9 protein-coding genes are annotated in these 13,276 nt (G+C 70.5%); 4 read left to right on the forward strand and 5 right to left on the reverse strand.

What is annotated here, in order from left to right; all coding sequences use genetic code 11:
* Nucleotides 1–42: 42 nt before the first annotated feature.
* From ACWGIG_RS14260 to ACWGIG_RS14270, 3 genes are all read right to left on the reverse strand, one after another.
* Nucleotides 43–3,936 carry a multifunctional oxoglutarate decarboxylase/oxoglutarate dehydrogenase thiamine pyrophosphate-binding subunit/dihydrolipoyllysine-residue succinyltransferase subunit gene (locus tag ACWGIG_RS14260; protein WP_453321861.1) on the reverse strand — a complete coding sequence of 1,298 codons (3,894 nt, stop codon included), beginning with the start codon at nt 3,934–3,936 and terminating at the stop codon, nt 43–45.
* 280 nt (nt 3,937–4,216) lie between these two features.
* The gene (locus ACWGIG_RS14265) at nt 4,217–5,272 is read right to left on the reverse strand and encodes an ATP-binding protein (protein WP_453321868.1); all 1,056 of its coding nucleotides are present in this window, start codon (nt 5,270–5,272) and stop codon (nt 4,217–4,219) included.
* A 221-nt stretch (nt 5,273–5,493) separates the two neighbouring features.
* Nucleotides 5,494–6,231, reverse strand: a complete 738-nt coding sequence (locus ACWGIG_RS14270; RefSeq protein ID WP_362418308.1) for a response regulator transcription factor — start codon at nt 6,229–6,231, stop codon at nt 5,494–5,496.
* Between the two features lie 445 nt (nt 6,232–6,676).
* On the opposite strand from ACWGIG_RS14270, the gene ACWGIG_RS14275 reads away from it, so the two are divergent.
* Nucleotides 6,677–7,186 carry a hypothetical protein gene (locus ACWGIG_RS14275; protein WP_453321869.1) on the forward strand — a complete coding sequence of 170 codons (510 nt, stop codon included), beginning with the start codon at nt 6,677–6,679 and terminating at the stop codon, nt 7,184–7,186.
* Nucleotides 7,187–7,584: 398 nt separating this feature from the next.
* The gene (locus ACWGIG_RS14280) at nt 7,585–8,292 is read left to right on the forward strand and encodes a rhomboid-like protein (RefSeq protein WP_453321862.1); all 708 of its coding nucleotides are present in this window, start codon (nt 7,585–7,587) and stop codon (nt 8,290–8,292) included.
* A 36-nt stretch (nt 8,293–8,328) separates the two neighbouring features.
* On the opposite strand, the gene ACWGIG_RS14285 is transcribed toward ACWGIG_RS14280, so the two are convergent.
* On the reverse strand, nt 8,329–8,925 hold the full coding sequence (locus ACWGIG_RS14285) for a hypothetical protein (RefSeq protein ID WP_453321863.1): 597 nt from the start codon (nt 8,923–8,925) through the stop codon (nt 8,329–8,331).
* A 104-nt stretch (nt 8,926–9,029) separates the two neighbouring features.
* Nucleotides 9,030–9,680, reverse strand: a complete 651-nt coding sequence (locus ACWGIG_RS14290) for a GNAT family N-acetyltransferase (protein WP_453321864.1) — start codon at nt 9,678–9,680, stop codon at nt 9,030–9,032.
* A gap of 173 nt (nt 9,681–9,853) precedes the next feature.
* Here ACWGIG_RS14290 and lon point away from each other — a divergent pair, with 173 nt between their 5' ends.
* On the forward strand, nt 9,854–12,268 hold the full coding sequence (gene lon / locus ACWGIG_RS14295; RefSeq protein WP_453321865.1) for an endopeptidase La: 2,415 nt from the start codon (nt 9,854–9,856) through the stop codon (nt 12,266–12,268).
* Between the two features lie 101 nt (nt 12,269–12,369).
* Nucleotides 12,370–13,257: a TIGR03619 family F420-dependent LLM class oxidoreductase gene (locus ACWGIG_RS14300; RefSeq protein ID WP_453321866.1), complete on the forward strand. Its 888-nt coding sequence runs from the start codon at nt 12,370–12,372 to the stop codon at nt 13,255–13,257.
* The last annotated feature ends 19 nt before the right edge of the window (nt 13,258–13,276 follow it).

The following is a 13,276-nucleotide window of genomic DNA, read 5'->3' on the forward strand; positions in this document are numbered from 1 at the left end:
GCCGGGCCCTCAGCTGCGTACAGCTACAGCCGTCTCAGGCGCTTACGCGTCGAAGACCTCGTTGCACAGTGCCTGCTGCTCCGCCTGGTGGCGCTTGGCCGAGCCCACGGCCGGGGACGAGCTGTGCGGGCGCGAGATGCGGCGCAGGCGCTCGCCGTGCGGGATGTCCGCGCCGACGGCCAGGTCCAGGTGGTCGATCAGGTTGAGGGCGATGAACGGCCACGCACCCTGGTTCGCCGGCTCCTCCTGGGTCCACAGGTACTTCTCGGCGTTCGGGTACTTGGCGATCTCGGCCTGGAGCTCCGCACCCGGGAGGGGGTAGAGGCGCTCAAGGCGGATGATCGCGGTGTCCGTGGTGCCGCGCTTCTGCCGCTCGGCATCCAGGTCGTAGTAGACCTTGCCGGAGCAGAAGACGACCTTGCGGACCGCGGAGGCCTCCACCGAGTCGTCGCCGATGACGGGACGGAAGCCGCCCGTCGTGAACTCCTCGGCCTTCGACGCCGCGGCCTTCAGACGCAGCATCGACTTCGGGGTGAAGACGATGAGCGGCTTGTGGTGCGGGTTGTGGACCTGCCAGCGCAGCAGGTGGAAGTAGTTCGAGGGGAGCGTCGGCATGGCGACGGTCATGTTCTCCTGCGCGCACAGCTGGAGGAAGCGCTCGATGCGGGCGGACGAGTGGTCCGGTCCCTGGCCCTCGTAACCGTGCGGGAGGAGCAGCGTGACGCCCGAGTGCTGGCCCCACTTCTGCTCGGCGGCCGAGATGTACTCGTCGACGACGGACTGGGCGCCGTTGACGAAGTCACCGAACTGGGCCTCCCAGAGGACGAGCGCCTCGGGGCGGGCCAGCGAGTAGCCGTACTCGAAGCCCATGACCGCGTACTCGGAGAGCAGCGAGTCGTAGACGTTGTAGCGGGCCTGCTCGTCGGAGAGGTAGTTGAGGGGGGTGTAGTCCTCGCCCGTGTGCTGGTCGACGAGGACCGCGTGGCGCTGGCCGAACGTGCCGCGGCGCGAGTCCTGGCCGGACAGCCGGACCGGGGTGCCCTCCATGAGGAGGGAGCCGATGGCGAGGGTCTCGCCCATGCCCCAGTCGATCGTGCCGTCCTCGATCATCGCCATCCGGCGCTGCATCTGCGGCATGAGCCGCGGGTGCACGGTGACGTTGTCGGGGATGTCGACCTGCGAGGACGCGATCCGCTTCACCATCTCCTGGGAGATCGCGGTCTCCAGGGAGACCGGGAAGTCGGCCTCGGGCTGCGGGACGGGAGTGGCCGCCGGGGCCTGGGTGGCCTCGCGGACCTCCGCGAACACCTTCTCCAGCTGGCCCTGGAAGTCCTGGAGCGCCTGCTCCGCCTCTTCGAGGGTGATGTCGCCGCGACCGATGAGGGACTCGGTGTAGAGCTTGCGCACCGAGCGCTTCTTGTCGATCAGGGTGTACATCTGCGGGTTGGTGAAGGACGGGTTGTCCGTCTCGTTGTGCCCGCGGCGGCGGTAGCAGATCAGGTCGATGACGACGTCCTTGTTGAACGTCTGGCGGAACTCGAAGGCCAGACGCGCGACGCGGACCACGGCCTCCGGGTCGTCACCGTTCACGTGGAAGATCGGCGCCTCGATCATGCGGGCCACGTCCGTGGCGTACATGGAGGAGCGGGCCGACTCCGGGGAAGCGGTGAAGCCGACCTGGTTGTTGATCACGATGTGGATCGTGCCGCCGGTGCGGTAGCCGCGCAGCTGCGACATGTTCAGGGTCTCGGCCACGACGCCCTGGCCCGCGAAGGCCGCGTCGCCGTGCAGCGCGAGGGGCAGGACCGTGAAGTCCGTACCGCCCTTGTTGATGATGTCCTGCTTGGCGCGGGCGATGCCCTCGATGATCGGGTCGACCGTCTCCAGGTGGGACGGGTTCGCGGCGAGCGAGACCTTGATCTGCTCACCGTCCAGACCGGTGAAGGTGCCCTGGGCGCCCAGGTGGTACTTCACGTCGCCGGAGCCGTGCATCGACGTCGGGTCGAGGTTGCCCTCGAACTCGCGGAAGATCTGCGCGTACGACTTGCCGACGATGTTGGCGAGGACGTTGAGGCGGCCTCGGTGGGCCATGCCGATGACGACCTCGTCGAGGCGGGACTCGGCGGCGCTGTCGATGACGGCGTCGAGGAGCGGGATGACCGACTCGCCGCCTTCGAGGGAGAAGCGCTTCTGGCCGACGTACTTGGTCTGCAGGAAGGTTTCGAAGGCCTCGGCCGCGTTCAGGCGGCGCAGGATGCGCAGCTGCTCCTCGCGCTCGGGCTTGGAGTGCGGGCGCTCGACGCGGTCCTGGATCCACTTGCGCTGCTTCGGGTCCTGGATGTGCATGAACTCGATGCCGGTGGTGCGGCAGTACGAGTCGCGCAGCACGCCGAGGATGTCGCGGAGCTTCATCATCGACTTGGAGGCGAAGCCGCCGACGGCGAACTCCCGCTCCAGGTCCCACAGCGTCAGCCCGTGCTCGTTGATGTCGAGGTCGGGGTGCTTGCGCTGCTTGTACTCCAGCGGGTCGGTGTCGGCCATGACGTGGCCGCGCACCCGGTAGGAGTGGATCAGCTCGAAGACGCGGGCGGCCTTCGTCACGTCGTTGTCGTGCGAGGCGTCGATGTCCTTGAGCCAGCGGACCGGCTCGTAGGGGATGCGCAGCGCCTTGAAGATGTCGTCGTAGAAGCCGGACTCGCCCAGCAGCAGGTTGGCGACGTTGCGGAGGAACTCGCCCGATGCGGCGCCCTGGACGACCCGGTGGTCGTACGTCGAGGTCAGGGTCATGACCTTCGAGATGCCCAGCTTGTTCAGGGTGTCCTGCGAGGTGCCCTGGAACTCGGCCGGGTAGTCCATCGAGCCGACGCCCATGATGACCGACTGTCCGGGCATCAGGCGGGGGACCGAGTGGACGGTGCCGAGGCCGCCCGGGTTGGTGAGGGAGACCGTCACACCGGTGAAGTCGTCCATCGTCAGCTTGTTGTCGCGGGCGCGGCGGACGATGTCCTCGTAGGCCTGCCAGAATTCGAAGAAGTCGAGCGTCTCGGCCTTCTTGATGCCGGCGACGACGAGCTGGCGGTCGCCGTTCGGCTTCACCAGGTCGATCGCGAGACCGAAGTTGATGTGCTCCGGCTTCACCAGGGTCGGCTTGCCGTCCTTCACCGTGAACGAGTAGTTCATCGACGGCATGGCCTTGATGGCCTGCACCATCGCGAAGCCGATGAGGTGGGTGAAGGAGATCTTCCCGCCCCTGGCCCGCTTCAGGTGGTTGTTGATCACGATGCGGTTGTCGAAGAGCAGCTTCACCGGCACGGCGCGCACGGACGTGGCCGTGGGCACCTCGACGGAGGCGTTCATGTTCTTCGCGACGGCGGCGGCGGGGCCGCGAAGGGTGACGAACTCGGGACCGGCCGGGGCGGAGGCCTCGGCGGCAGCAGCGGGCTTCACAGGTGCGGCCTTCTGAGCGGGAGCGGGTGCCGGTGCTTGGGCGGCGGGCTTTGCGGGAGCGGGTGCCTGGGCGGCGGCAGCGGGAGCGGCGGTGCCTGCGGGCTGCGCCTGGGCGGCGGACGGTGCCGGTGCCTTCGGTGCGGCGGCGGCCGGGGCCTGCGCGGCAGGGGCACCCGTGGCGGGCGCGGCCTGCGCCGGGGCGGATGCGGCCGGGGAGGCGGCGGGTGCGGCCTGGGCGTCGCCCGGCGTCACTCCCGTACCACCGCCTGCCGACTTCCCGCCCGTACCGCCGGAGGCTCCCGCACCCGGCTTGTAGTCGGCGAAGAAGTCCCACCACGCTCGGTCGACGGAACTGGGGTCCTGGAGGTACTGCTGGTAGATCTCGTCGACGAGCCACTCGTTGGGACCGAAGGCCGCGGCTGGGTTCTTCCCCTGCCCGTCCTGGTCGGTCGATGAATGACTTGAGCTACTGGTGGACTGAGACGACACGGCGTTAACCGCCCTCTTCCGCTTCGCAAGGTGTGTGGACAGCGGAAATAAAGGCTACGCCTCCCCGGCCGGGAGATGCAGACCGGGCGGGTCATCCGTCGCGTAAGTCACATCGGATTGCGTGTTTCAGCGCACGAAATGGCGGGAAACAAGCGTGGTTCCGCTGTAAACCGCGCGTCAACCGATACGAAGCCGGGTGCATCCGACCGAGGACGCGGCCGATAGCTCCGCATCCTGGCAGGACGGACGCGATACGTCCGTTTCTGCTTCGAACCCTACGTCAACCGCGCGTCCGGGCAGTCCCCGGAAGGGTGACCTGGATCCGGCAGCCGCGTTCTGATTCGGCCACTCCGATCCGGCCGCCGTGCAGTTCCACGGCCCAGCGCGCGATGGCCAGGCCGAGGCCCGTACCGCCGTCGCTGCCCGAACCGGGCTTGGCGGGCGCCTTCCCCTGGTTGAACCGCTCGAAAACGCGGTGCCACTCCGATTTGGGTATGCCGGGCCCCTCGTCCAGGACCTCCAGGTCCAGGCTGTCGGGCAGCTCCCCGCGCCGCGCGCGCACGGTCACCCGCCCGTGCGGGGGGCTGTGCTTCACGGCGTTGTCGATGAGGTTGGCGACGACCTGGTGCAGCCGCTCCTGGTCCGCGTGCGCGGTCAGCTCGGGCGGCGACACGTCCAGGTGCAGGTGTACGTCCTTGCGGGTGTGGTGTCCGGACCCGGAGACCAGACCGCGCTGCGCGGCGGCCAGATTGGCCTCCTTCAGCACGCCCGACAGATACGGCCACACCTCGAAGCGGCGCGCCTTCAGCGGTACGACACCGTTGTCCAGCCGGGCCAGGTCCAGCAGGGTCTCCACCAGACCGCCGAGCCGCTCGGTCTGCTTGAGCGCGGTCCGCATGGTCTCCGGATCGGCGGCCACGACCCCGTCGACGACGTTCTCCAGGACGGCGCGCAGCGCCGCGATGGGGGTGCGCAGCTCGTGCGAGACGTTCGCGACCAGTTCCTTGCGGTTCTGGTCGACGGCCTCCAGCTCGTCCGCCATGCGGTTGAGCGTGGTGGCCAGACCGCCGAGCTCGTCGCGCCTGCTCTCGCCGCCGATCCGCTGCGTGTAGTCGCCGTGCGCCATCGCGGCGGCGACGTCCCGCATCTCGTCGAGCGGTTTGGTGAGGTTGTGCGCCACGAACTGGGTGATCAGCATCGACGCGATGATCGAGAAGACCGTGATGATGCGCAGCTCGGTCTTGGTGGCGAGCGCCACCATGACCAGACCCGTGGTGAGGGCGACCGAGAGGACGACGAGGGCGATCAGCTTCGCCCTGATCGTGAAGGGGCGCAGAGTGAAGGGCAGGGACGCGAGCGACCGGGACACGAGCGACCGGACGCCGTGCGGGAACCCCTGGTCCAGGAGCCCGCCGGGGCGGAGCCTTTCGCGCAGCGGGCGGCGCACGCGCTGTCCGCAGTCGGGGCACCTGAGAGCCGGGTGCCGGGACTCGTGCCGCTGCCCCGGTACCCGCCGCCGCTGCGCCTTCTTCGTGTTCATCGTCCCGGCCGCGGTGCTCACGGAGCCGGCGTCTCCAGCGCGTAACCCACGCCGTGCACGGTACGGATGCGCTCCGCGCCGATCTTGCGCCGCAGCGCCTTGATGTGGCTGTCGACGGTCCTGGTGCCCGACGCGTCCGCCCAGTCCCACACCTCGGCGAGCAGCTGCTCCCGGGAGAGGACCGCACGCGGCGTGTTCGCCAGGCAGACCAGCAGGTCGAACTCGGTGGGCGTGAGGTGCACGTCCTCGCCGTGCACCCGCACCCGCCGCTGCGCGTGGTCGATCTCCAGCTCGCCGAGGCGCAGGATGCCGCTGCGCGGAGTGGCGGCGGCGATCGTCGCCCGCTCCACCCGGCGCAGCAGTACGTGCACCCGAGCCGCCAGCTCACGCATGGAGAACGGTTTCGTCATGTAGTCGTCGGCGCCGACCCCGAGACCGACGAGCATGTCGGTCTCGTCGTCGCGTGCGGTGAGCATGAGCACCGGCACCGGTCGCTGTGCCTGGACCCGGCGGCAGACTTCGAGCCCGTCGAAGCCCGGCAGCATGATGTCGAGGACCATGAGGTCCGGCTGCCAGGCCTCGGCCGTGTCCACGGCCGCAGGGCCGTCACCGGCCGTCTGCACCTGGAAGCCCTCGGCCCGAAGCCGGGCCGCGATGTTGTCCACGATCGTGGAATCGTCCTCGACGACCAGTACCCGACGCTGTGCGCCGGGAGTGGCCGCGAGGCCGTTGTGGCTGGTGTGTGTCTGCTCCATCGCCCCGCCCCTGGAGTGCGTTCGTAAGATCCCGCGGTCAGGTGAGCAGCGTAAGGGCACTGACCAGCTCACGGCTACGCGGTGCAACGGCGCCTACCGGCCCCGAAAGCCACGCGTCGGGCAACTCGTTCCTCATCGCCCGAATCTTGCTGAATACGACATTCCGCAATGACTCTTCGAAAGTCCGGGCGCTGCAACTCGCCCTGTGCACAAGGAGGTAGACGTTGCGTAGGCGTCGTGCCCCACTGTGGCGGCCCGGTGACCCGCAGTTCACCGGAGACATGGTTGTACGCGCAAACGTGCGGAACTTGTGAATGTTGTCTCGCGTGAGACGGCGAGGGCCGCCCGTCAGCGGGGGGAGGCCCGGGCCGCCCACGGCCGCCGAGGGTCAATTCGGCGCCGTACCAGGGGACTTCCGGGTTTCCTGCGTACGGTTGTCCGCGTGATGGGTTTTCTCGACAGACTGAACGGAACGCGGCGGCCCGGCCCGGACGCCGTGCGGCGCTCCGCCGACGAGGTCGGAGCCGCGCTGCTCGCCCTCAACGGCCCGGACGTCCCCTTCGCTGTCCGGTACGGCGGCGCGGAGGGCTGCGACCTGCTGGCGGAGTGGCGGATCACCGGACAGGACCGGGCGGCCCTGCTCGGGGCCGGAAGGGGCCGGCCGACCCGCACCCTCCAGATCCGGATGCGCCTGGTCCGGGGCGCCCGCGAGGTCCGTGCCGTCGACCGGCAGCGGGAAGTCACTCGGGTCGGCGGCGTTCCCACCCTGGTCGAAGCCGGCCGTGGCCAGGTGAACACGGTCTCCCGCACGTGGACGGTCGGGCGCAGGGAGGACGGGAGCCGCGGCATGACGGAAGACTTCCGCTTCCATGCCTCGGACATGAAGGACCCGCTGCGGGATGCGGTCCTCAAGGCGGGCTGGACCTGGCGCGGGGTCTCCTTCGGGAAGCTGTGAGCGGCTCGCCGGACGCGTCGATCGATGTGTTGGTTGCCTCGGCCGCGTCCGGTGTGAGGTGAGTCATAGACGCGGTGGGAGATTTCGGCGGAGAGTGAGCGTTGTCTGTTTCGGAAGCAGGATTCAGAAGCAGCAAGCGAATGCGACAGACGCGGCCGAGGGACACGGGCGTGGCTTGACGATTCCGGCCGCCCGCCCCGAGGCGCGGTGCCGGGGGAAAGAGGCCTCACGCAGTGCACCGCGCAGCCATGAAGCAGAAGAAGTGCCACGGGACGGCCGGGCCCAAGGCCGGAGCCGGGGGAGAGGCAGGGGCCGGGGCGAGGGCCGAGGCCGAAGCGGAGGCCGTGACCGGCCAGGGGACGGCAGTGGCTCCGGCCGCAGTTCCCGATTCTGTGCCTGTGCCTGTGCCCGAGCCCGCTTCCGTGCCCGTTCGCTCCTCCGTGCCCCTGCCCGTGCCCGCTCCCGAGCGTCGCTGGCACCTCTGGCACCTCCTTCCCACTCCCACCGGCACCCCCTTCACCTTCTGCTACGCCCTGGTCCTGGTCGCGACCTCGCTCTACGCGCAGTTCGGCGACCCGGCCACCGTCTCCGCGATGCTGCGCGGTTCCAGCACCGACGTCGCCCACCTCACGCACACCCCGGTGGTCGCCCTGGTCGGCAGCGCGCTCTGGGTGGCCGGAGGCCTGGCCTCTCCGTACGCCCTCGGGTTCGTGGTGGTCCTCACCGCGCTGGAGCGCCGCATCGGCGGACTCCGCACCGCGGGGGTCTTCGTCTTCGGGCACGTCGTCGCCTCGCTGGCCACCGAACTCCCGGTCGGCATCGCCGTCTGGGCCGGGCACCTGCCCGAGACCTCCCTCCACCGGCTCGACTTCGGCATCAGCTTCGGGCTGATGGCGTGCGTGGGCGCGCTCGCCGGGGTGCTGCGGCTGAAGTGGCTGCGGTGGGGTCTGCTGGGAGCCGTTGCGCTCGTACTGCTGCAGGACCTGATCGCGTACGCCGATCCGCTGACCGCGCTCGGCCATCCGCTGGCCCTGTGTCTGGGGCTGGCGGCCTGGCCGCTCGTACGGCGCTGGAAGGCGGAGCGGGCCGCGCCTTCGTACCTCTGACGTACCCAAGACGTGCCTCCGGCCGGCCGGGGGCGGTCAGCCGAGGCCCGGCAGGGCGGCGATGACACGGTCCAGCTTCGGGACCTTCTTCATGCCGTCCGTGACGACCTCGTGCCCCTGATGGATCACGGCGGTGGCGATCCCGTCGGCGATCGGCGGGCTGGCGACCGACACCCGGGGCAGCTTCGCGAAGTCGGAATCCCTGAGGGCGGCGCGGAGTTCGGCCAGCTCGGCGGGGGTCATCCGGCCGGTCTGCGGGGGCTTCTTCCGGTCCAGGACGGTGTACGACCCGTCGTCGTTCACCAGCACGCTGCGGTGCCGGCCGTCGATGCCGCCGCTGACGGTGGCGGCGACGAGGCGTGGGGCGTTTGCGGGGACGGAGGCCGAGGGCGCAGGGTCCGAGGACGGCGGGGGAGGGGTGGGCGGGGTCCGGTCCGTCGGCGCACCGGACGGCGAACCGGCCGAGGGTGTGGCAGAACTCCCTGCCGTGCTCCCGGGCGCCGACGCGCTCCCGGGCGCCGAGGGCGTCCCCGCGCCCGCTCCGCCGCCGGGCTTGTCGTTGCACCCCGTCAGCAGCAGCCCGCCGCACAGGACCGCCGCCGCTATTGCTCCTGCGGATCGCCTGGAACGCATGGATCGCATGATGCTCCCGTCGTGTGCCGAGTCGTCTGCTGCTGCCTGTTGTCACCGCTGTGACGTACGCACCGCACCACGCGTTCCACCGGGGCAGGTGCGGGTCAGGCCCGGAAGACGCCCGTCAGCGCCGAGTGCCGGTGCCAGCCCAGGTTCGAGTACAGCGCGCGGCCGTCGTCCGTCGCGCCGAGCACGCAGTCCTGGGCGCCCTGCTGCGCCGCGTACGCCTGGAGGGTGCGCATCATCAGGGTGCCGAGGCCCTTGCGCCGGTGCGCCGGGTTGGTCTCCACCTGGTCGACGACCGCCGTACGGCCGGTGACGGCGACCTGGCCGCGTACGCCCAGGGAGCCGTCGGCGGCCAGCACCAGCACGCGGGTCAGCCCGGCCCGGGTCCAGCTGCGCCGGGTGCAGCCGGTCGGCACGTCGGGGGCGGACAGGTCCGGGGTGAGCTCCAGCGACATCAGATGGCCGGGGGTGTCGTACTCCCAGCCCTCCGCCATCCACGGCGCCACCGCCTCCGGCGGCTCCACGAACTTGATCCAGGTGCCCGGCGCCGCGTCCGGGCGCAGCAGCTTGCGGACCGTCGTCCCGTCGGAGGCGTACGCGTCGAACAGGACGTGCCGGGTGACCGCCTTCGGCAGACCGATGTCGATCGTGACGCCCCACGGCTGCGGCACCGGGTCGGCGGCCCCGCGCGAAACGGCCCAGCCCTCGGTCCAGGCGCGTACGGCATCGGTGGTGGTGGCGAAGGCCATGAGGTCTCCCTGATGGAGCGAGTAATGGTCCCTACTAAATGGAGGCTATTACATTCTCCCGAAGCGCCCGCCGTCGACGGCTGATCGCTCAGAGCGAACACGGATCGGGGAACACTGGGGAGCTCACATGCATTGAGTCTGCATAGCTCAACTTCACTGCCCAAGGGGAGATCATGGCATCGACGTCCACACCGCTCACCCTGCCCGTGCTGCCGCTCGACGACGAGGTCGTGCTGCCCGGGATGGTGGTGCCGCTCGACCTGTCCGACACCGAGGTGCGTGCGGCGGTCGAGGCGGCGCAGGCCGCTGCCCACGGCGACATCCGTACCGAGGCCAGCAAGCCGCAGGTGCTTCTTGTTCCGCGCATCGACGGGACGTATGCCGGGACCGGCGTGCTCGGCACCGTCGAGCAGGTCGGCCGGCTGTCCGACGGCGACCCCGGCGCCCTCATCCGGGCCCGCGACCGCGTCAGGATCGGCGCGGGTACGACCGGTCCTGGCGCCGCACTCTGGGTCGAGGGCGCGCGCATCGACGAGGCCGACCCCGACCCGCTGCCCGGCTCCGTCGCCGAGCTGGTCACGGAGTACAAGGCCCTCGCCACCACCTGGCTGAAGAAGCGCGGCGCCTGGCAGGTCGTGGACCGCGTCCAGCAGATCGAGGGCGTCTCCGCGCTCGCCGACAACTCCGGCTACTCGCCCTTCCTCACCACCGCCCAGAAGGTCGAGCTCCTCGAAACCGCCGATCCGGTCGCCCGGCTGCGCCTCGCGCTGGCCGCGCTGAGCGAGCACCTGGCCGAGCAGGACGTCGCCGAGACCATCGCCAAGGACGTCCAGGAGGGCGTCGACAAGCAGCAGCGCGAGTTCCTGCTGCGCAAGCAGCTCGACGCCGTGCGCAAGGAGCTGCGCGACCTCAACGGCGAGGCGGAGGGCGAGGAGTCCGACGACTACCGGGCCCGCGTCGAGGCCGCCGACCTGCCCGAGAAGGTGCGCGATGCCGCCCTCAAGGAGGTCGAGAAGCTGGAGCGGTCCAGCGACCAGTCCCCCGAGGGGTCCTGGATCAGGACCTGGCTCGACACCGTCCTGGAACTCCCGTGGACCGAGCACACCGAGGACCAGTACGACATCAAGGGCGCCCGCGAGATCCTGGACGCCGAGCACGCGGGCCTGGACGACGTGAAGGAGCGCATCACCGAGTACCTCGCGGTGCGCAAGCGCCGCGCCGACCGCGGACTGGGCGTCGTCGGCGGCCGTCGCGGCGGAGCCGTCCTCGCCCTGGTGGGTCCGCCCGGCGTCGGCAAGACGTCCCTCGGCGAGTCCGTCGCCCACGCGATGGGCCGCAAGTTCGTCCGGGTCGCACTCGGCGGTGTGCGCGACGAGGCCGAGATCCGGGGCCACCGGCGTACGTACGTCGGCGCGCTGCCCGGCCGTATCGTGCGCGCCATCAAGGAGGCCGGTTCGATGAACCCGGTCGTCCTCCTCGACGAGATCGACAAGGTGGGCTCGGACTTCCGGGGCGACCCGGCGGCGGCCCTCCTCGAAGTGCTGGACCCGGCCCAGAACCACACCTTCCGCGACCACTACCTGGAGGTCGAGCTCGACCTCTCCGACGTCGTCTTCCTCGCCACGGCCAACGTCCTGGACGCCATCCCCGAGGCCCTCCTCGACCGCATGGAACTGGTCCGCCTCGACGGCTACACCGAGGACGAGAAGGTCGTCATCGCCCGCGACCACCTGCTGCCGCGCCAGCTCGACCGCGCGGGCCTGGAGCCGGGCGAGGTCTCCCTCGACGAGTCGGCGCTGCGCAAGCTGGCGGGGGAGTACACCCGCGAAGCAGGCGTGCGGAACCTGGAGCGCGCGGTGTCCCGGCTGCTCCGCAAGGTGGCCGCCCAGCACGAACTGGGCGAGCGGGAGCTGCCGTTCGCCATTCAGGACAGCGATCTGCGCGACCTCATCGGGCGCCCGCACCACGTGCCCGAGTCCGCCCAGGACCCGGCCGAGCGGCGCACCGCGGTGCCCGGCGTGGCCACCGGTCTCGCCGTGACCGGAGCGGGCGGCGACGTCCTCTTCGTCGAGGCCTCCCTCGCCGACGCCGAGACGGGCGGGGCGGGCCTGACCCTCACCGGCCAGCTCGGCGACGTCATGAAGGAGTCCGCCCAGATCGCGCTCTCCTTCCTCCGCTCCCACGGAGCCGAACTGGAGCTGCCGGTAAGGGACTTGAAGGAAAGGGGCATCCACATCCACTTCCCGGCGGGTGCGGTCCCCAAGGACGGTCCGAGTGCGGGCATCACCCTCACCACCGCCCTCGCCTCCCTCCTCTCCGGCCGCCTGGTCCGCACCGACGTGGCCATGACCGGCGAGGTGTCCCTCACCGGACGCGTCCTGCCCATCGGCGGCCTGAAGCAGAAGCTGCTCGCCGCCCACCGGGCAGGCACCACCACCGTGATCATCCCCAAGCGGAACGAGCCCGACCTGGACGACGTCCCGGCCGAGATCCTCGAAAAGCTGGAGGTCCACCCGGTGACGGACGTCCGCCAGGTGCTGGAGATCGCACTGGCCCCGGCGCGGGTGGCGGCCGAGGTCGCCGCATAACGATCCTCAGCGGTCAGGCCTCAACGGTGAGGGGCGACACGGAAGTTGATCCCGTGTCGCCCCTCACGGGTGTCCCTGTCGCAGTGGTACAGATAGGTGGCATGGACATCGGAATAACGCTGCCCCAGTACGGCAGCCACGCCCGCCCCGAGCTCATCGCCTCCTACGCGAAGGACGCCGAACAGCTCGGCTTCGACTCCCTCTGGGTTGGCGACCGCGCCCTCACCCCGGTCGAGCCGAGCGAGGTGTACCCCGGGTACACGAAGGAGAATCCGTACCCCGAGGGCTTCAAGCACTTCGTCGACCCGCTGGTCGCCCTCACCGTCGCGGCCACCGCCACGACCCGCGTCCGCCTGGGCACCAGCACGCTCAACGCGCCCTGGTACCCGCCCCTGCTGCTGGCCCGCAGCCTCACCTCGCTCGACCTCCTCAGCAACGGCCGCCTGGACCCGGGCTTCGGGGTCGGCTGGATGCGCGACGAGTACGACTCCGTCAACGCCGACTTCGACAGGCGCGGCGCGCGGCTCGACGAGATCCTCGACTTCCTCGGGGGGATCTGGACCGAGAACCCCTTCTCGCACCAGGGCGAGACCTGGCAGGTCCCCGTCTCGCACGTGGACCTCCGCCCGGCCCAGCAGGGCGGCCCACCGGTCTACCTCGGCGGCTTCGGCCCGGCGGCCATGCGCCGGATCGGCCACCGGGCCGACGGCTGGGCGGGCGTCGCCATGCCGGACGCGGGGCACGACGCCCTGTGGGGCATCGCCCGCCGGGCGGCCGAGGAGGCGGGCCGGGACCCGGACGCGCTGCTCCAGCAGATCCGCGTCAACGCGAAGCCCGGTGAGTCCGCCGAGGACATCGCCCAGACCCTCCGTGCCGTACGTGCGTGGGGTGCGGAGGGTGCGTTCGTCGAGCTTCAGCAGAGGGTCGCCGAGCCTGCCGAGGCCCTCGAACTGGGCGCGAAGGTAAGGGACCTGGTGCTCGCCGGCTGACCTGTGCCGGGTGTGCGGA

This window comes from Streptomyces sp. NPDC054863 (assembly GCF_053610825.1).

Excerpts from the sequence above, each read along its gene's own strand:
- ACWGIG_RS14285 (WP_453321863.1), bottom strand. The coding sequence starts at position 8,925 with ATGCGTTCCAGGCGATCCGCAGGAGCAATAGCGGCGGCGGTCCTGTGC.
- ACWGIG_RS14270 (WP_362418308.1), bottom strand. The coding sequence starts at position 6,231 with ATGGAGCAGACACACACCAGCCACAACGGCCTCGCGGCCACTCCCGGC.
- ACWGIG_RS14275 (WP_453321869.1), top strand. The coding sequence starts at position 6,677 with ATGGGTTTTCTCGACAGACTGAACGGAACGCGGCGGCCCGGCCCGGAC.
- lon (WP_453321865.1), top strand. The coding sequence starts at position 9,854 with ATGGCATCGACGTCCACACCGCTCACCCTGCCCGTGCTGCCGCTCGAC.
- ACWGIG_RS14290 (WP_453321864.1), bottom strand. The coding sequence starts at position 9,680 with ATGGCCTTCGCCACCACCACCGATGCCGTACGCGCCTGGACCGAGGGC.
- ACWGIG_RS14300 (WP_453321866.1), top strand. The coding sequence starts at position 12,370 with ATGGACATCGGAATAACGCTGCCCCAGTACGGCAGCCACGCCCGCCCC.